The organism is Neorhizobium puerariae (assembly GCF_042429745.1).
In the GTDB taxonomy this organism is placed as follows: domain Bacteria; phylum Pseudomonadota; class Alphaproteobacteria; order Rhizobiales; family Rhizobiaceae; genus Neorhizobium; species Neorhizobium puerariae.
The window spans coordinates 1-16,660 of the sequence record NZ_JBHMAA010000017.1 but is presented as its reverse complement, the minus strand read 5'-3'; the positions used below and the strand labels follow the sequence as shown (position 1 = coordinate 16,660).

18 protein-coding genes are annotated in these 16,660 nt (G+C 63.3%); 10 read left to right on the top strand and 8 right to left on the bottom strand.

The annotated features are described in order from the left end of the window. Window positions 1-29 precede the first annotated feature (29 nt). Together ACFFP0_RS15715 and ACFFP0_RS15710 are read left to right on the top strand one after the other, a co-directional pair. Window positions 30-1,097, top strand: coding sequence for a zinc-binding metallopeptidase family protein (locus ACFFP0_RS15715; protein ID WP_377262449.1), 1,068 nt, complete (start codon window positions 30-32; stop codon window positions 1,095-1,097). 355 nt (window positions 1,098-1,452) lie between these two features. Further along, window positions 1,453-2,013: an ATP-binding protein gene (locus ACFFP0_RS15710; protein ID WP_377262909.1), complete on the top strand. Its 561-nt coding sequence runs from the start codon at window positions 1,453-1,455 to the stop codon at window positions 2,011-2,013. A gap of 131 nt (window positions 2,014-2,144) precedes the next feature. Here ACFFP0_RS15710 and ACFFP0_RS15705 read toward each other — a convergent pair whose 3' ends face one another. The 6 genes from ACFFP0_RS15705 to thrC form a co-directional block, all read right to left on the bottom strand. Then, window positions 2,145-2,525, bottom strand: a complete 381-nt coding sequence (locus ACFFP0_RS15705; RefSeq protein ID WP_377262447.1) for a helix-turn-helix domain-containing protein — start codon at window positions 2,523-2,525, stop codon at window positions 2,145-2,147. A gap of 17 nt (window positions 2,526-2,542) precedes the next feature. Continuing rightward, on the bottom strand, window positions 2,543-2,854 hold the full coding sequence (locus ACFFP0_RS15700) for a type II toxin-antitoxin system HigB family toxin (protein ID WP_377262445.1): 312 nt from the start codon (window positions 2,852-2,854) through the stop codon (window positions 2,543-2,545). Window positions 2,855-3,226: 372 nt separating this feature from the next. Continuing rightward, entirely contained in the window at window positions 3,227-6,136 is a 2,910-nt protein-coding gene (locus ACFFP0_RS15695) for an EAL domain-containing protein (RefSeq protein ID WP_377262443.1), read from the bottom strand. Further along, on the bottom strand, window positions 6,133-6,744 hold the full coding sequence (locus ACFFP0_RS15690) for a GNAT family N-acetyltransferase (protein WP_377262441.1): 612 nt from the start codon (window positions 6,742-6,744) through the stop codon (window positions 6,133-6,135). The genes ACFFP0_RS15695 and ACFFP0_RS15690 overlap by 4 nt, the downstream gene beginning before the upstream one ends. A gap of 43 nt (window positions 6,745-6,787) precedes the next feature. Further along, window positions 6,788-8,086 (bottom strand): M16 family metallopeptidase, encoded by a 1,299-nt coding sequence (locus ACFFP0_RS15685; protein WP_377262439.1) that lies wholly within the window; start codon window positions 8,084-8,086, stop codon window positions 6,788-6,790. Between the two features lie 30 nt (window positions 8,087-8,116). Continuing rightward, window positions 8,117-9,517, bottom strand: a complete 1,401-nt coding sequence (gene thrC, locus ACFFP0_RS15680) for a threonine synthase (RefSeq protein ID WP_377262437.1) — start codon at window positions 9,515-9,517, stop codon at window positions 8,117-8,119. Between the two features lie 128 nt (window positions 9,518-9,645). On the opposite strand from thrC, the gene ACFFP0_RS15675 reads away from it, so the two are divergent. Beyond that, window positions 9,646-10,209: a PilZ domain-containing protein gene (locus ACFFP0_RS15675; RefSeq protein WP_377262906.1), complete on the top strand. Its 564-nt coding sequence runs from the start codon at window positions 9,646-9,648 to the stop codon at window positions 10,207-10,209. A gap of 14 nt (window positions 10,210-10,223) precedes the next feature. Here the strand turns inward: ACFFP0_RS15675 and ACFFP0_RS15670 are convergent, their stop codons facing one another. Further along, entirely contained in the window at window positions 10,224-10,913 is a 690-nt protein-coding gene (locus tag ACFFP0_RS15670) for an HAD family hydrolase (protein ID WP_377262435.1), read from the bottom strand. Between the two features lie 140 nt (window positions 10,914-11,053). Between ACFFP0_RS15670 and ACFFP0_RS15665 the strand changes: the two genes are divergently transcribed. From ACFFP0_RS15665 to ACFFP0_RS15655, 3 genes are all read left to right on the top strand, one after another. Next, window positions 11,054-11,722 carry a GntR family transcriptional regulator gene (locus ACFFP0_RS15665; RefSeq protein WP_377262433.1) on the top strand — a complete coding sequence of 223 codons (669 nt, stop codon included), beginning with the start codon at window positions 11,054-11,056 and terminating at the stop codon, window positions 11,720-11,722. A gap of 193 nt (window positions 11,723-11,915) precedes the next feature. After that, complete coding sequence (locus ACFFP0_RS15660) at window positions 11,916-12,503, top strand: biotin transporter BioY (protein ID WP_377262431.1); 588 nt, start codon at window positions 11,916-11,918, stop codon at window positions 12,501-12,503. After that, window positions 12,503-12,976, top strand: coding sequence for a DUF1284 domain-containing protein (locus ACFFP0_RS15655; protein WP_377262429.1), 474 nt, complete (start codon window positions 12,503-12,505; stop codon window positions 12,974-12,976). The genes ACFFP0_RS15660 and ACFFP0_RS15655 overlap by 1 nt, the downstream gene beginning before the upstream one ends. On the opposite strand, the gene ACFFP0_RS15650 is transcribed toward ACFFP0_RS15655, so the two are convergent. Next, the gene (locus tag ACFFP0_RS15650; protein ID WP_377262427.1) at window positions 12,927-13,610 is read right to left on the bottom strand and encodes an ArsR/SmtB family transcription factor; all 684 of its coding nucleotides are present in this window, start codon (window positions 13,608-13,610) and stop codon (window positions 12,927-12,929) included. The two genes, ACFFP0_RS15655 and ACFFP0_RS15650, sit on opposite strands and share 50 nt — an antisense overlap. Window positions 13,611-13,681: 71 nt before the next feature. On the opposite strand from ACFFP0_RS15650, the gene ACFFP0_RS15645 reads away from it, so the two are divergent. The 4 genes from ACFFP0_RS15645 (at window position 13,682) to ACFFP0_RS15630 (ending at window position 16,468) form a co-directional block, all read left to right on the top strand. Beyond that, window positions 13,682-14,011: an NIPSNAP family protein gene (locus tag ACFFP0_RS15645; RefSeq protein ID WP_377262425.1), complete on the top strand. Its 330-nt coding sequence runs from the start codon at window positions 13,682-13,684 to the stop codon at window positions 14,009-14,011. After that, window positions 14,008-14,355 carry an antibiotic biosynthesis monooxygenase family protein gene (locus ACFFP0_RS15640; RefSeq protein ID WP_377262423.1) on the top strand — a complete coding sequence of 116 codons (348 nt, stop codon included), beginning with the start codon at window positions 14,008-14,010 and terminating at the stop codon, window positions 14,353-14,355. Before ACFFP0_RS15645 ends, ACFFP0_RS15640 begins: the two co-directional genes overlap by 4 nt. 132 nt (window positions 14,356-14,487) lie before the next feature. Continuing rightward, window positions 14,488-15,201, top strand: a complete 714-nt coding sequence (locus ACFFP0_RS15635; protein ID WP_377262421.1) for a transporter substrate-binding domain-containing protein — start codon at window positions 14,488-14,490, stop codon at window positions 15,199-15,201. A gap of 136 nt (window positions 15,202-15,337) precedes the next feature. Continuing rightward, on the top strand, window positions 15,338-16,468 hold the full coding sequence (locus tag ACFFP0_RS15630; RefSeq protein WP_377262419.1) for a site-specific DNA-methyltransferase: 1,131 nt from the start codon (window positions 15,338-15,340) through the stop codon (window positions 16,466-16,468). Window positions 16,469-16,660 lie beyond the last annotated feature (192 nt).

The following is a 16,660-nucleotide window of genomic DNA, read 5'->3' as shown; positions in this document are numbered from 1 at the left end:
TGCACCCAGGTTTTCGACGGACCCCTTCCATGCGCCTCTACGAATGCGACCATTGCGGCCAGACCATTCATTTCGACAACCGTTCCTGTGTCAATTGCGGCTACCGGCTCGCCTTCGTGCCGGAGATGCTGGCCATGCATGCCCTGGTGGAAGACGAGGGGGAGGGCACCTGGCACCTTGTCGCGGAGCCGGCTCACAGGGTCCGCCTCTGCGCCAACGCCGCGATGGACGTCTGCAACTGGACCGTGCTTGCCGACGATCCGCATCCATTCTGCCCGGCATGCAGGCACAACCGGCTCGTCCCGGATGCATCGACCGAAGCCGGCCTGAACCAGTGGCGCCGCATCAGCCAGGCACAGCGGCATCTCTTCTACTCGCTGCTGTGCTGGAACCTGCCCCGCACCAACCGGGAGGAAGACCCGGAAGGCGGTCTCGTCTTCGATTTCCTGGTGGACGAGGTGAAGGAGGACGGCACCGTCGTGCCCGCCATGACGGGCCACGAGGACGGGTTGATCGCGATCCGCGCGGCCGAGGCCGACGACGCCACCCGCGAGCAGGTGCGCGCCTTGATGAACGAGCCCTATCGCACCATGCTTGGCCACTTCCGCCACGAGATCGGCCATTACATGTGGGACAAGCTCGTGCGCGACGGCGGAAGGCTGGACGAGTTCCGCTCGGTCTTCGGCGACGAAAGCCTGGACTATGCCGGGGCGCTGCGGCGGAACTACGAACAGGGGCCGCTGCCGGACTGGCAGGAATTCTTCATCAGCACCTATGCGAGCACCCATCCCTGGGAAGATTTCGCCGAGACTTTCGCGCACTACCTCCATATCGTCGATACGCTGGAGACCGCCCGGTCCTACGGCATGTCGATCGAGCCGCAGCAGCATGAGGAACTGGCGGTCGAAGTCGCTTTCAATCCCTATTCCGCCTGGAGCGCCGGACAGCTCGTTTCGGCCTGGGTCCCTTTCAGCGTGGCGCTCAACAGTCTCCATCGCTCGATGGGCGTGCCGGACCTCTACCCCTTCATCCTGACGACGGTGGTGGTGGGCAAGCTGGAATTCGTCCACCGGCTGATCCGGGACAGGCAGGGATGATCGTGGTCTCCCCGCCTTTGGGAGAAATCCCGCCTTCCGGTGGATCGAAAGGCGGGAGCAGTCCAAAAAGGGCACGCTGACCCCTGAAAATTAGGGGGTATCGGCTGTCTTCTGTCAAGAAGAAGCCGCCGATGTTGCTCGGCCTCCCACTGAAATGCGGATACTTGCCATCGCAGGAATCGATCGCGCAGCTTCGGTTGCTGACTGTTCCCAGCCAAATCCCCGGCACGGACCTTCCCGAGGGGGTATTCGTCATATGCCGTTTATCCCCGTGCCGTATCTGCTACCCGTCCGGTGAAGCCGGAAGCTGCCGGCCGGCATCTGGAATGCGAGCGTCGTTTTGACCGGAGCTGAAATGGGCGTCAGGAACTATTTGATCGAGGGTGTTTCCGGGACGGGCAAGACCTCGGTCGCCACCGAACTGCAGCGGCGCGGTCATCATGTCGTCCATGGCGACCGCGAGTTGGCCTATAAGGGCGATCCGAAAACGGGTGAGCCGCTGGATGGACCGGTTCATGAGCAATACAGTATGGACGTGGCCTTTGGGCACAAGCACCATGTTTGGGATGTCGACAAGGTAAAATCCCTGATCGCCGATCGAAGCCGCCCGGTCTCGTTCTTCTGCGGCGGCTCAAGGAATTTCCATCGCTTTATCGATCTGTTTGACGGGGTTTTCGTTCTCAATGTCGATCCGGACACGTTGAAGCGGCGGCTTGCCGGCAGACCTGACGACGAGTTCGGCGGAAAACCGGCCGAGCGGGAACTGGTTCTGAGGCTGCACGCAACGCAGGAGGATGTTCCGAAAAATGCGATGGGCATCGACGCAACCGCGCCGCTCGCCCGCGTTGTCGACGAAATTCTCCGAAACGTGCAGAAGGCGACCGAGGGACCGGCCAGTGAACCCCAGTTCTGGTGATCGAGCGCGGCAGGCGGATTAGGCGCCAACCGGGACCATCGCGCCGCCGAGACAAATGCCGCATTGTGGAGCAAGTGCCACAATAAGCTATGTTCTACTCATCGGCTTGTCCGCTGCGGCAAGCTGATCCTTTAGGCAGCAACGTCGCCAATCAGTGAGCCAGCGGGAATATTCCATTCCTTACTAAGCTTTCGAATCTGGTCCAGGTTGATTTCCCGCTTGCCATTCAGAAGATCGGCCGCTCGCGCCTTGGAGCCAATGACGGCCACCAGATCGGCGCGGGTGTAATTGTTCGCAACCATCACCGACTTGATCACCTCAACCGGGCTCGCAGCCGGGATCGGGTAGCGCTTGGCTTCGTACTGCTCGATCAGAAGGACGAGCGCATCGAAATGAGCAGCTTCATCGGACCCCTCGTCAGGCTCGTTCTCGAAATACGGCCGGACTTCCTCCAACGCGGCATTGTATTCGTCCTCACCCTGAAGCGTTCGAAGAGCTTTCAAATTCAACATATCGATCTCCTTCCACATCAGAGCCTGTTCACGTCAATTGCATCGTATTGGGCGTGCGTTCCGACAAAAAGGACGTAAATCCGTTTCGATCGAAACGCGACCAAACCCACTATACGGTATTTGTTGCCTCCAACGTCGAAAATAACCTTGTTGCCGACGACAATATCGGCCGAGTTGAAGGTCTTCTTCAGTTCGCTGAAATTGCTCCAACTCGCCTTGGACGCGGTGGCATACCATTCCGTCATCGCAGCTTCGGCAGTCTCCCTCGGCACCCCTTTCGGCAAGGTATTCCAAAAATTGACTAAGGCGGACTTGGCAATAACGTTCACTCTCGCTCCTGTTTAGCGCGTTCCCAATCTGGAAACAAGTGTAAGATTCCCAATCTGGAAACTTTATGGGCGCATCATTCTCAGGGATCAACGAAAATGGCAGTTTCAATCACGGATCAATCGGCGACGTGGATCGGTGGCATAGCCGGTTGGGAGGGAAGCCGCATACGAGGTTCCGCGCACCTGCCTCCATGATACCGGTCAATTGCCGCGCTCGGCAACGCGATATACGCACCTGCCGACCTTGTGGTATTTGCATCCAGTTCCGGGCAAATGGCTGCCTGATATCCGCTGATAGCGAGAGCCACCATTGGCCAGCCAGACCCGATCAGCCTCCGCCTCATTTATGCGTCCGAAAGGACGAATGGCGCATTAGGCCCGTTTCGTCAGCGGAAAGCGTTCCTTCAGGAGCTTGAGCACGGCGTCAGCCGGGGCGGGCGGGCCGAAGAGGTAGCTTTGGCCGAAGTGGCAGCCCATCTTGGCGAGTTCGGCCGCGTCCTCGTCCGTCTCCACGCCTTCTGCCACCACCGACATGTCGAGCGCCCTGGCCATGGCGATCACCGAGCGCAGGAGGACGGCGCGCTTTTCGGTCGCGTCCCGGACCAGCGCCTTGTCGAGCTTGATCGTGTCGAAGGGAAATTGGGTAAGGTAGGCGAGCGACGAATAGCCGGTGCCGAAATCGTCGAGCGCCAGGCTCAGGCCGGTTTCCTTGAGCTTGGCGAGCACGAGGCGGGCCTGCTCCGGATTTTCCATCATCAGCGACTCGGTCAGCTCCAGCTTGAGCTGGCCGGGATTGACCTGGGTCTTCTGGAGCAGGGTCCGCACATCGTTGTAGAGTTCGGCGTTCAGAAGCTGCGCGCTCGACAGGTTGACCGAGACGAAGATCGGCAGGTCGCCGGTCTGGTGCTGCCAATGCATCAGGTCGGATGCGGAGCGGTCCAGGGCGAACAGGCCGAGCGGGCCGATGAGGTCCGACATTTCCGCAATCGGGATGAATTCCGATGGGGGGATGTTGCCGCGTTTGGGGTGGTCCCAGCGCATCAGCGCCTCGAAGCCGGCGATCTCCCCGTCCTTCAGCCGGATGATCGGCTGGTAGGCGAGGGACAGTTCCTTTCGCTCGACGGCGCGCCTCAGATCCGTCTCGATCTGCAGCCTGTCGGTGCCGGAGGAACGGAAGGCGGGGCGGAAGGGTTCGACGCGATTGCCGCCGGCGCGTTTTGCCCGGTACATGGCAAGTTCCGCATCCGCCAGCATGCCGGCAGCGCTTTCTTGCTGATCGACCCAGGAGGCAAGCCCGATCGAGGCGGTCAGGATGATCTCGCGGTTGGCGAAATTGATCGGCACCATGATCGCCTTGGAGACCGCGTCGGCGAAATCCGCTACCTTGGCCGGATCGCGCTCGGAAACGAGAATGAGGCCGAATTCGTCGCCGGAAAGCCGCGCCAGCGTGTCCTGCGGCTTCAGGAGGCGACGCAACCGCCGGGTGAGCGCGATCAGGATATTGTCGCCGGCGGCGATACCGAGCGAGTCGTTGACCTGCTTGTAGCGGTCGATGTCGATTGCCATCACGGTCGGCCGCACGGTGTCCCCGCCCGGCGCCAGCGTCAGCACGGATTGCAGGCGGTCGAGAAAGACCTGCCGGTTCGGAAGGCCGGTCAGGTTGTCATGCAGCGCATCCTGCAGCAGGCGTTCGACGGAATTTTTCTGCTCGGTCACGTCGATGATCGTGCCGACGCAGCGGATGATCTCGCCGTTCGAGCCGAGCACCGGCCGGGCGCGAATCTGCAGCCAGTGGAAATGGCCGTCTTCGGCGCGGATGCGGAATTCATGGTTCAGCCGGCCGCGGCGGTGTTCGAGCAGCACGTCGAGCGTGGCGCGGAAACGGTCGCGGTCGTCGGGATGCAGCCGCGGCACCCAGTTGCGTACCGGTCCATGCATGGCGCCGGCATCGAGCCCGAGGCGGGCGGAAATGTCCGGCGTCGTCACGACACGGTCACGCGCGACGTCCCAGTCCCATACGGTATCGCCGCTGCCCGTCAGCGCCAGCGATTGCCGTTCGAGGTCGGAGAACAGGCCCTGCTGGTAGGCGCCGCCGGCGAAGGCATGCTGCATGACCGTGAAGCCGATCAGGAGGACGATCAGCACGAGACCGCCGCCGAGCGCCGGCTGGACGATGTCGTTGTCGAGCCGGCCGGTCACCGTCAGCCAGCCGCCGAACAGCCACACGAGGATCAGCGCCCAGGTGGGCACGAGCAGGATGGCGCGGTCGTAGCGGTTGAAGCCGAGATAGATGATGAGCAGGATGCCGGCCGTCGCCGTCAGGGCGAAGGAAAGGCGGGCGATGCCGGCGGCGACGGAGGGATCGTAGATCGCCACGCCGCCGAGCAGCACCAGGCCGACGACCCAGGCAAGCGTCGCGTAGCCGAGATGCACATGCCAGCGATTGAGGTTCAGGTAGGTGAACAGGAAGATGACGAACGAGGAGGCGAGCGCCACTTCCGCGGCCGCGCGCCATATGCGCTGGTCGCTGGCGGTGATGGTGATCAACTTGTCGAGGAAGCCGAAATCGACGCAGATATAGGCCAGCACCGCCCAGGCGAGCGCGGCCGCGGCCGGCAGCATGGAGGTGCCCTTCACCACGAAGAGAATGGTGAGGAAGACCGCAAGCAGGCCCGCAATGCCGAGCACGATGCCGCGATAGAGCGTGAACGAGTTGACCGTGTCCTTGTAGGCATCCGGCTGCCAGAGATAGATCTGCGGCAGCGCGGGCGTCGCGAGTTCGGCGACGAAGGTGATGGTCGAGCCGGGATTGAGCGTGATGCGGAAGACGTCCGCATCCGGGCTCGGCACGCGGTCGAGCGCGAAGCCTTCCGACGGCGTGATCGAGATGATGCGCTGCGAGCCGAGGTCGGGCCAGAACAGCTTGGAATTCACCAGGCGGAAATGCGGCGCGACGATCACCCGCTCGAGCTGCTCTTCCGATACGTTGGACAGCGCGAAGACCGCCCAGTCGCCCTGATGGCGGGGCGAGCTCGCGCGCACCTCGATGCGGCGGCGGATGCCGTCGGCTCCGGCCGCGGTGGAAACCTGAAAGGCCTCGCCCTGGTTGGCATAGATGTCCGTCGTCTTGGTGAGATCGAGCGCCATGTCGTCGCGCGAGATCTTCACCGGCTCGGCCGCACGGGCGACGGGCGCCGCGGCAAGCACCACGGCGGCGGCGAGGGCGAGAAGCACCGCAAGCCAGCGGACCAACGGCACGGAATGCAGGCTGCGCGCACTCATGGCTTCAGCATCTTCCCGAATTCGCCGTCTTCCGGCAGCCGGGAGAACATCAGGTGGTCGCGCCATTCACCGTTGATCTTGAGATATTTCCGCAAAAGACCTTCCCGCTCGAAGCCGGCTTTTTCGAGAAGCCGGACGCTTTTCCAATTCTCCGGAATACAGGCTGCCTCAATTCGGTGCAACTGAAGTCCGCCGTAGATATAGGGGATAGCCACTTGCAATGCGGCCAACATATGGCCTTGGCCCGCATGTTTTTCACCCATCCAGTATCCGATCATGCAGCTCTGCGCCGCACCCCTGCGGATATAGCCGATGGTGAGCCCGCCGAGCAGCACGTCGTCCTGCCTTCGGAAGAGGAGCAGGGGAAGGGCGAGGCCGGACGCATATTCCTGGCCGCTGCGCACCACGCGGGCGCGGAAGGAGGATTCGGTCAGTTCGTCCGGCCGCCAGATCGGTTCCCAGGGCTGCAGGAAGGTGCGGCTTTCCGAGCGCAGCCTGTACCACTGCTTGTAGTCGGAATAGCGCGGCAGCCGCAGTAGATGGTTGTCGCCGTAAAGCTCTGGTGTGTCCGGCTGTCGCGACAGGAACCGAAACACCGACTTTGCCATGCTAGTGCTGCTCCGGGCAGGGCAGCCGGGTCGAGGTCGTCACCTAACCGGCAGCCTTTTTCGTCTGGAACCCCGGCGAGGAAAGCGCCGCGGTGATGTCGGTCATCGGCGCGAGCTGTTCGATCGGCCCGACGGCGGACAATGTCGGGACTGTATCGAAAAACAGCCGCCCGGCAAGATCTGTCAACCGTTCGGTGGTGATGCCGGCAAGCCGTTCCATCAGTTCCGGATTGGGGATCGGCCGGCCGTAGAGCATCATCTGGCGGGCGATCTGGCCGGCGCGGGCGGCGGGGCTTTCCTGGCCCATCAGAAGCTGGGCGCGGATCTGGGCGCGGGCCCGGTCGATCTCCTGGACTTCGATCGCTTCCGATGCCTTGCGCAGCTCGTCGATCACCACCGGCACCAGCTTCGGCAGGTCGTTGCCGCCGGTCGCGGCATGGATGCCGAAGATGCCGGTATCGGAAAAGCCCCAGTGGAAGGCATAGACGGAATAGCACAGGCCGCGATGCTCGCGCACTTCCTGGAAGAGGCGCGACGACATGCCGCCGCCCAGGATATTCGCAAGGATCTGCGAACAGTAGAAGTCGCGCATGTGATAGGCCTTGCCCTCGAAGCCGATCAGCACCTGCGCATCCATGAGGTCGCGGTCTTCGCGAACCTCGCCCCCGATGTAGCGGGCGGCGTCGAAAACCGGCGGCGCGCTCGGAGTGAGCGGAAGCGCGGCAAAACGTTGCTCCACCTCCTTGCAGAAGGCCGCGTGGTCGACGGCGCCGGCGGCGACGACGAACATCCGGTCGGTCGTGTAGTTGCGCGAAAGATAGCCGCGAATCTGCGAAGGCGTGAAGCCCGTGACCGTTTCCGGCGTGCCGAGGATCGGGCGCCCGATCGTCTGGCCACGGAAGGCTGCCTCGGAGAAACGGTCGAAGATCACGTCGTCCGGCGTGTCGTTGGCCGCGCCGATCTCCTGCAGGATGACGTGCTTCTCACGACGCAGCTCTTCCTCGTCGAATTCCGATTCGGTCAGGATGTCGGCGAGGATGTCGACCGCAAGCGGTACATGGTCCTTCAGCACGCGGGCATAATAGGACGTGGTTTCGGTGGAGGTGGCGGCGTTCAGTTCGCCGCCGACATTCTCGATTTCCTCGGCGATGTCGCGGGCGCTACGCCTCTTCGTGCCCTTGAAGGCCATGTGTTCGAGGAGGTGGGCGATCCCGTGCTCGTCTCCGGTCTCGTTGCGCGAGCCGGACTTGATCCAGACACCCAGCGCAACGCTCTCCAGATGGGGCATGGTCTCGGTGACGACTGTCAACCCGGAGGAAAGCCGGGTGATTTCTACATTCATCTTTACGTCTTTCCGGCGCCGCCGATGGCTTCAAGCGCGGGCATGCTCGCCGATGAAGGTTTCGACGGCCTTAAGCTCAGGCTCCAAGATATCGAAGCGCTCCTCCCTTTCCATGAGATCAGCGAGCCATGATGGAAGGGCCGGATCAATTCCGCAAGCGGATTTTACGGCAGCGGGGAATTTGGCCGGATGCGCGGTGGCGAGCGTCACCATGGGGCTTGCGGCCCTGGCGTTCTTTCGCGCGACGAAAACGCCGGTCGCCGTATGGGGGTCGATGAGGTAGCCGGTTTCGGCAAGCGTCTCGCGAATGGTCGTGGCGACCTGGCGTTCGGTCGCCCGTCCGGCGCGGAATTCCCGGCGGATGGCCTTCAGCGCCTCGGGCTGGATCTCGAAGGCGCCGGATTGCTTCAGGCCGGCCATGGAGGAACGGACGGCCGCGGCATCGCGACCATAGGATTCGAACAGCAGCCGCTCGAAGTTCGAGGAGATCTGGATATCCATGGAAGGCGAGGTGGTCGCCTTGACGCCGCGCATCTCGTAGCGGCCGGTCTTGAGCGTCCGGGCAAGGATGTCGTTGTCGTTGGTGGCGATCACCAGCCGGTCGATCGGCAGGCCCATCTTCTTGGCGACGTAGCCGGCGAAGATATCGCCGAAATTGCCGGTCGGCACCGTGAAGGAGATTTTCCGGTCCGGTCCGCCCAGCGAAACGGCTGCCGTGAAATAGTAGACCACCTGCGCCATGATGCGGGCCCAGTTGATCGAATTGACGCCGGAGAGCTTCAGCCGGTCGCGGAAGGCGGCGTCGTTGAACATTTCCTTCACGAGGTTCTGGCAGTCGTCGAAATTGCCCTTGACTGCGAGCGCGTGCACATTGGCGGCATTGGAGGTCGTCATCTGCCGCTGCTGCACGGGCGAGACCTTGCCATGCGGGAAGAGGATGAAGATGTCGGTCCGCTCGCGGCCGGCGAAGGCGTCGATTGCCGCCCCGCCCGTATCGCCCGAGGTCGCGCCGACGATCGTGGCGCGTTCGCCGCGTTCGGCAAGCACGTAGTCCATCAGCCGCGCGAGCAATTGCATCGCCACGTCCTTGAACGCGAGCGTCGTGCCGTGGAAGAGCTCGAGGACGAAGTCGTTGGGGCCCGTCTGCACCAGCGGCACGACGGCCGGATGCCTGAACGTGGCATAGGCTTCGTCGATCATGGCCCTGAACTTGTCGTCGGGAATCTCGCCATCGACGAAGCGTTTCAGCACTTCGAAGGCGATGTCCTGGTAGGATTTCCCGCGCAAGGCGCGGATGTCCTTCTTCGACATGACAGGCCATTCGCGCGGCACATAAAGGCCGCCGTCACGCGCAAGCCCCGCAAGCAGGGCGTCCCGGAAACCGAGGGACGCTGCTTCGCCCCGGGTAGAAATGTAGTCCACGACCTTCAATCCCCAATCGATTTTTGTTCGCGCCGCTGATATAGACCAGGAAAATGGGCGGTGAAAGACCGGAAAATGATATGTCCGGTTCGCCTTGAGGCATGACCCGGAATCGGGATGGAAGAGGGTTGAGTACGGTGTTTGGCAAGATTTCGCGTGGTCTTCTGGCGGTATCGCTCGTGGCAGTTCTGGCAAGCTGCAATTCGTCATCCTCCCCGGAAGGATTGGCGCCGGCTGCCTCGGCGCAGCAGGCCGCAACTCCGGTCGTGCAGGCCTATTGCCCGCAGGTGGTGATGCTGGAGCAGAACGCCGTGCACAAGGTTTACGCTCGCGGCGGACAGGACAATCCGGAAAAGCTGCTCTACCAGGCGTCCTTCAACGACGTGACGCGCCAGTGCACCGCCAATGAAACGACGCTGACCATCAACGTCGTCGCCCAGGGCCGCATCGTCCAGGGGCCGGCCGGCACGCCCGGCAAGGTCACCCTGCCGGTTCTGGTCGAGGTGGTCGACGGCGACAAGGTCATCTATTCGCAGAAGGTGGCTTTCCCGCTGGACATGCCGGCGGGCGGCACCCAGTTCATCTTCAACAAGCCGGATGTCCAGATCCCGAACGCCCAGGGCGGCGCCTCGCGCTTCACCCGCGTACGCCTCGGTTTCGATATCGGCGGCCCCGCCAAGAAGCCCGCCCGCCGGGGGTAAGGGCGCGCCGGCGCTCAGAGTGCGCCGGTCCACTCGCCCAGCGCGGCGACGACCGCCGGCAGGTCGACCATGCGGGAGATCACCGTTTCGGCGCCGGCATCGGTCAGCCGGTCGGCATGGCTCGGATAGGTATGCGAGGCGCCGGTGAAGCCGACGACGCGCATGCCGGCCGCGCGGGCGCCATGGATGCCGTGGACGGAATCCTCGATCACCAGCACCCTGCCGGGCGAAACCTTGAACTGTTCGGCCGCGTGCAGGAAGATGTCGGGCTTCGGCTTCACCCGGTCGGGCCCGAGCTCCTTGGCCGAATAGATATGCGGCGCGAAATAGGGCTTCAGGCCGACCTTTTCGAGCATCATGTCGAGCCGCTGGCTGCCCGAATTGGAGCAGATGCAGCGTTGCGTTGTCAGCCGTGCGAGCGCGAATTTCACGCCGTCGATGATCTTCACGTCGCGCGCGAGCCGCGCATCGAGCAGCTTTTCCGATTTGTCGAGCAGCGAGGCGGAAAGCGGGATGTTCGCTTCCTTTTCCACCGCCAGCAGGATGTTCTTCCAGGTCATGCCGGCGAAACGCTCTCCCATCTCCTCGATGCCGATCGGATAGCCGGCCTCCGTCAGGAGCCTCGATTCGACCTGCGCCGCGATGATCTCGGAATCGACGAGCACGCCGTCGCAATCGAAAATGATGAGGTCGAAACCGCTCATGAATGGGATGCCTTGTGTGAGGGTGAGGCGGGCCTTTTTATCCGACCGCGGCCGAAAGCTCAACCGATGCGGCTGCATGGCAGGCTCGAACGGAACGGGTGGCTCTCGACAAGCCTACATCCGGCGTCTAAGGAACGGGCATGGGCAAGGAGCCGGAAGACACCATCGCCAGCCGCATCAGCCGGGTGCTTGCCGACCGCATCGTGCGCGGGGAGCTCGCTCCGGGCGCGCGTCTTCGCCAGGACCATATCGCCGAAGAATTCCACACGAGCCATGTGCCTGTGCGCGAGGCGTTCCGCCGGCTGGAAGCACAGGGATTGGCGATCAGCGAGCCGCGTCGCGGCGTGCGTGTGGCGTCCTTCGATCTCGCCGAGGTGCGTGAGGTGGCGGAAATGCGGGCCGCTCTGGAAGTGCTGGCGCTTCGCCATGCCGCGCGCCACCTGACGCCCGCCATCCTCAAGGCCGCCGAGGAGGCGACCCGTGAAGGCGATGCCGCCGCGGATGTGCACGCCTGGGAGGAGGCGAACCGCCGGTTCCATCGCCTCATCCTCACCCCCTGCGGCATGAACCGGTTGCTTGCCTCCATCGACGACCTGCATGCCGCGAGCGCCCGCTTCCTGTTCTCCGCCTGGCAATCCGGCTGGGAAAAGCGGACCGACCACGACCATCGCGCCATCCTGCTGGCCCTTCGTCAGGGCAGGACGGATGAAGCCGCCGCCATCCTTCAGAAGCACGTCCAGTGGATCGGTCGCGGCCCCCGGAGCGCCCAGGCCGACGCTTCGCGCGAAACCTTCGCTATCGTCGGTTGACAGTCTGAAATTATAGATAATTTCTTTTGATGGCCTGAATGGCGTGATTTTCCGCGCCCGAATTTGCCCTTCGAACCAGAAACCTCCCTCCCGCCTGATATATTTTCCCTCTGGGGCGCTTGCGCTCCGCACGAAATTACGTTCACATATAGATCGTGAGTCAAAATTATCTATAATTTGAGAAGGAGACATCATGTCCTTGCCCCAACAGGCGGTCGCAGGCCGTTTCGACCCCTTGCGCCTTTCCGCCCGCTCGCCGCTCGTTCTTGCCGTCTTCGTGCTGGCCGGCACGCTGGCGCTGGCAATCGCGTCGCGGATCTCCGTGCCGATGGTTCCGGTGCCGATCACCATGCAGACCTTCGCCGTGACGATGATCGGCGCGCTTTACGGCTGGCGGCTCGGTGCCCTGACGGTGCTTGCCTGGCTCGGCGAGGCGGCCCTTGGGGCGCCGGTGCTGGCTGGCGGGGCGGGCGGTGCTGCGTCCTTCGTCGGTCCGACCGCCGGTTATCTCTTTTCCTTTCCGGTGATCGCCGCCTTGGCCGGCTGGCTTGCGGAGCGGGGCTGGACCGGGCGGCGCATCGTCGCGAGCGTCTCGGCGCATCTGGCCGCCAACCTTCTTTGCCTCGCACTCGGCTGGGCATGGCTTGCGGCGTTGATCGGCGCTGAAAAGGCATTCTGGGCGGGCGTCGCTCCCTTCGTCCTCGGCGCGGCACTGAAATCGGGCCTGGCGGCGGCTGTCCTGGCCGCGGTCGCCTCCCGCAACCGCATCGCGGCAGAGTGATGGTCAGGCTGCGGCCGCATCATCTTCTCTGCATGCTGACCTTTGTCGGCGAAGGCTACAATCCGGCCTTCGTCGCCAATTACCGCCGGCTTGCCGGCCGGCTGTCCGCCGGCGAGCCCATTGAGATCGTCTCCGGCCCGGACGATATCTGCGCGCCTCTGGCTCCGGACGGGAAGGGGCACTGTCTCGGTGATTCGGTTGCCGCGCGCGATGCGGCCGCACTCGCCGACATTGCCCGCCTGCTTGGCCGCGAGCTTGGGACAGGATCGGTGATAGCGCCCGATCCGGACCTGTTCGGGAGGCTGCGCCGCGCCTTTTCCACGGGCGTGACGCGCCGCGCCTGCTCGGGCTGCGAATGGAGCAGCCTCTGCGATCATGTCGCGGGGAGTGGTTACGAGGGCGCGCTGGTGCTGGGAAAGGCGCTCAATCCGCAGGAAACAGCGCCAGGAACTTCCGTTCGCCCTCGGGCGTGAACAGCACGGCGCGGCTTTCGCCGCTGCGCCGCGCCCAGCCCTTTTCGAGAAAATGGGAAAGCAACGCCTTGCCGAGCGTGCCGGCAAGATGCGAGCGCCGCTCGCTCCAGTCAAGGCAGGATTTGCAGAGCGGCCGACGGTTCGACGCCAGCGAGGCGATGTCGATGCCGATCCTGTTAAGTTCCGTCCGGCCTGCCTCGGTCATCGCCAGGTTTTCGCCGTCGGTCCGGAGCGCACCGCGCCGGACGAAGCTGTCGAGCATCCGCACGCCGTAGTCGCCGGCCAGATGATCGTAGCAGACCCGCGCCTTGCGCAGCGCCGGGTCCTTGGGTCCCGGCCTGTGCCGGAGATGGCCGCGGCTTGCCGCAAAACCCATGATGTTTTCAAGCAGCGTGCCGGCCGCCGCGTCGGCCAGGGTGAAATAGCGGTGCCGGCCCTGCTTGCGCTGGGCGATCAGGCCGCCGTCCTCCAGCTTCGAAAGATGGGAACTGGCCGTCTGCAGCGTCACGCCGGCGGCCTGCGCCAGCTCCGTCGCCGTCAGCGCCTGTCCGCCCATCAGCGCGGTCAGCATGTTGGCGCGGGCCGGATCGCCGATCAGCGTGCCGATGCGTGCAATGTCGGGGCCTTCTTTCATACTTCGACCATAACCGAAGCATCTTCGTTCCGCAACATGGCAAGACATTCCCGTCAATCAAGGAGAATGCCATGATCACCTGTTTCATCCGTTACGAGATCGATCCGTTCAGGAAGGACAAGTTCGAGGATTATGCGCGCGCCTGGGGCCAGGCGATCCCGCGCTGCGGCGCCGATCTCGTCGGCTATTTCGGCCCGCACGAAGGCTCGGCGACGACGGCCTACGGCGTCTACAACATCGAGAGCCTTGCCGCCTACGAGGCCTATCGCGCCCGGCTCGCGGACGATCCTCTCGGGAAGGAGAACTACGCCTTCGCCCGGCGAGAGCGCTTCATCCTCAGGGAGGACCGCATCTTCCTGAAGAACATGTCCGTTCCCCATGGAGCTTTCGTAAAACCATGATCGCCGTCATTTTCGAAGTCGTGCCTTATATGGGCGAGCGCCACAAATATCTCGACCTTGCGGGAGAACTGCGTTCGGAACTCGAAAGGATCGACGGGTTCATCTCGATCGAACGGTTCGAAAGCCTGACGCTGCGCGGAAAGCTTCTTTCGCTTTCCTTCTGGCGAGACGAGGAGGCCGTGCGGCAATGGCGCAATCTGGAGGCTCACCGCGCGGCGCAGCGGGCAGGGCGCAACGGTATATTCGCCGACTACCGCCTGCGCATCGGCCATGTGCTGCGCGACTACGGCATGTTCGAGCGCGACGAGGCGCCGGAGGACAGTCGCGAGGCGCATGCGGTGTGATCTTCCCGAGATCCCCGGCCTGTACAGCCTCCTGTTTCGAAAGGCCCGCCGCCCCGCGTGGAAGCGGGTGGACAGGCTGATATTTTCCGGTGCGGCGCGCCATCCATGGGGTTTCCGTGCTATAGGACGGCCATGGCTGATTTCGCATATCTCATCGAGCCGCCCTTCAACTACCGGCAGCCGGACGGAACCGTGACCGGCTGCGATGTCGAGCTTGCGCGAACGGTCCTGGCGATGGCTGGCGTCCGCGATGTAGTCATGGCTGAAACCGAGTTCGCGCAGCTCCTGCCCGGCCTCGACGATGGTCGATGGCGGATGACGACGGGCCTTTTCTGCACGGAGGAGCGCAGGCGGTTTGCCGCTTTCAGCCGGCCGATCTGGGCCTTGCCGGACGGGTTGCTGGTGCGGCAGGGCAATCCCATGCGCCTCACCGGATACGGATCGGCCGCGCAGGTGGAAGGCTGCGTGCTCGCCGTCATCCGTGATCAGTTTCAGCACCGGTCCGCCATAGGGTTTGGCGTGCCGGAGCAGCGCATCCTGATCTTCGAAACCTATGCGGATGCCGCAGCCGCCGTATTGGACGGGCGGGCGGACGCCTATGCGAGCGTCGCGCGGGCGCATGGCGGCTATCTGGAGCAGAACCGGGGCCTGCCCCTGGAGGCGGTCCTCGTCGGTCGAGACGAGAAGGAGCCGGCATTCGGTTCGTTCGCGTTCCGCAAGTCGGATGCGATATTCAGGCAGGCGGTCGACGACGCGCTTCTGGCCTATCTCGGTTCAGGGGAGCATCGCGCGATGATGAAGACATTCGGCTTCGATGATGCCGAGATCGATCTGGTCGCAGGCTAGGGGGACTGCGCCTCCCGTCCGGGATCGGTCCTCAAAAAAATTCTCGAAATCGTCCGGTGTTTTCAGGTTTTGGTAACCAAGGTGGGTAACCATAACAGCCAGTAAATTCGTTTGAGTAAAGCGTAGCGAGTGTCTTATGGCAGCAGTTCTTCCGCTGGCCGACCTGAAGCAGCAGGTCCGTCGGGATTCCTGGCTCAATTCCATCATCAAGGGCGATTGCGTCTCCTCTCTGGAAGCCCTGCCGGATCACTCCGTCGATGCGATTTTCGCCGATCCGCCATACAATCTGCAGCTTGGCGGCACCTTGCACCGGCCCGACCAGTCGCTGGTCGACGCGGTCGACGACGAATGGGACCAGTTCGCTTCGTTCGGGGCCTATGACGCCTTCACCCGCGCCTGGCTGCTCGCCTGCCGCCGCGTGCTGAAGCCGAACGGCACGATCTGGGTCATCGGCTCCTATCACAATATCTTCCGCGTCGGCGCGATCATGCAGGACCTCAACTTCTGGCTCCTGAACGACATCGTCTGGCGCAAGGTGAACCCGATGCCGAACTTCAAGGGCCGCCGGTTCCAGAACGCCCACGAGACGATGATCTGGGCGAGCCGGGATGCGAAGGCCAAGGGCTATACCTTCAATTACGATGCGCTGAAGGCCTCGAACGACGACGTTCAGATGCGCTCCGACTGGCTCTTCCCGATCTGCTCCGGCAACGAGCGCCTCAAGGACGAGGGGGGCAAGAAGGTCCACCCGACCCAGAAGCCGGAGGCGCTGCTTGCCCGCGTCATCATGGCTTCCACCCGGCCCGGCGACGTGATCCTGGACCCCTTTTTCGGTTCCGGCACCACCGGCGCGGTGGCAAAGCGCCTCGGCCGCAATTTTGTCGGGATCGAGCGCGAACAGGATTACATCGATGCGGCCGCCGCCCGCATCCTGGCCGTCGAACCGCTCGGCAAGGCGGAGCTGACGGTCATGACCGGCAAGAAGGCCGAGCCCCGTATCGCCTTCAACTCGCTGATCGAGGCCGGCCTTGTCCGGCCCGGACAGGTGCTGACCGACGCGAGGCGTCGCTGGAGCGCCATCGTCCGCGCCGACGGCACGCTCTCGACAGGCGGCGACGCGGGTTCCATTCATCGCCTTGGCGCGAAAGTGCAGGGCTTTGATGCATGCAATGGATGGACGTTCTGGCATTTCGACGACGGGCAGTCCCTGAGGCCCATCGACGAACTCCGGTCCGTCATTCGAACCGGTCTGGCGAAATTGGACTGATCCACCGGTCCCGGCCAGATCGCATGAATTCCCAGATCGCATGAATTCCTTGTCCGGTCATGTACCTCTAGATCGTGGTGACGATTTAGGGAATTGGGATTCCCAAAGTTGAGCAAATCGGATTCAACGTTGATTTTGGAGATCAGCGATGGATTGTGATGCACTTCGAGACGATCAGTGGGAACGGATCAA

Bases quoted from the DNA above. Each gene is read 5' to 3' on its own strand.
- ACFFP0_RS15715 (WP_377262449.1), top strand. From the start codon at position 30: ATGCGCCTCTACGAATGCGACCATTGCGGCCAGACCATTCATTTCGAC.
- ACFFP0_RS15640 (WP_377262423.1), top strand. From the start codon at position 14,008: ATGATCGCCGTCATTTTCGAAGTCGTGCCTTATATGGGCGAGCGCCAC.
- ACFFP0_RS15650 (WP_377262427.1), bottom strand. From the start codon at position 13,610: ATGAAAGAAGGCCCCGACATTGCACGCATCGGCACGCTGATCGGCGAT.
- ACFFP0_RS15710 (WP_377262909.1), top strand. From the start codon at position 1,453: ATGGGCGTCAGGAACTATTTGATCGAGGGTGTTTCCGGGACGGGCAAG.
- ACFFP0_RS15665 (WP_377262433.1), top strand. From the start codon at position 11,054: ATGGGCAAGGAGCCGGAAGACACCATCGCCAGCCGCATCAGCCGGGTG.
- ACFFP0_RS15705 (WP_377262447.1), bottom strand. From the start codon at position 2,525: ATGTTGAATTTGAAAGCTCTTCGAACGCTTCAGGGTGAGGACGAATAC.
- ACFFP0_RS15655 (WP_377262429.1), top strand. From the start codon at position 12,503: ATGGTCAGGCTGCGGCCGCATCATCTTCTCTGCATGCTGACCTTTGTC.
- ACFFP0_RS15695 (WP_377262443.1), bottom strand. From the start codon at position 6,136: ATGAGTGCGCGCAGCCTGCATTCCGTGCCGTTGGTCCGCTGGCTTGCG.
- ACFFP0_RS15685 (WP_377262439.1), bottom strand. From the start codon at position 8,086: ATGAATGTAGAAATCACCCGGCTTTCCTCCGGGTTGACAGTCGTCACC.
- ACFFP0_RS15690 (WP_377262441.1), bottom strand. From the start codon at position 6,744: ATGGCAAAGTCGGTGTTTCGGTTCCTGTCGCGACAGCCGGACACACCA.
- ACFFP0_RS15645 (WP_377262425.1), top strand. From the start codon at position 13,682: ATGATCACCTGTTTCATCCGTTACGAGATCGATCCGTTCAGGAAGGAC.
- ACFFP0_RS15670 (WP_377262435.1), bottom strand. From the start codon at position 10,913: ATGAGCGGTTTCGACCTCATCATTTTCGATTGCGACGGCGTGCTCGTC.
- ACFFP0_RS15660 (WP_377262431.1), top strand. From the start codon at position 11,916: ATGTCCTTGCCCCAACAGGCGGTCGCAGGCCGTTTCGACCCCTTGCGC.
- ACFFP0_RS15635 (WP_377262421.1), top strand. From the start codon at position 14,488: ATGGCTGATTTCGCATATCTCATCGAGCCGCCCTTCAACTACCGGCAG.
- ACFFP0_RS15630 (WP_377262419.1), top strand. From the start codon at position 15,338: ATGGCAGCAGTTCTTCCGCTGGCCGACCTGAAGCAGCAGGTCCGTCGG.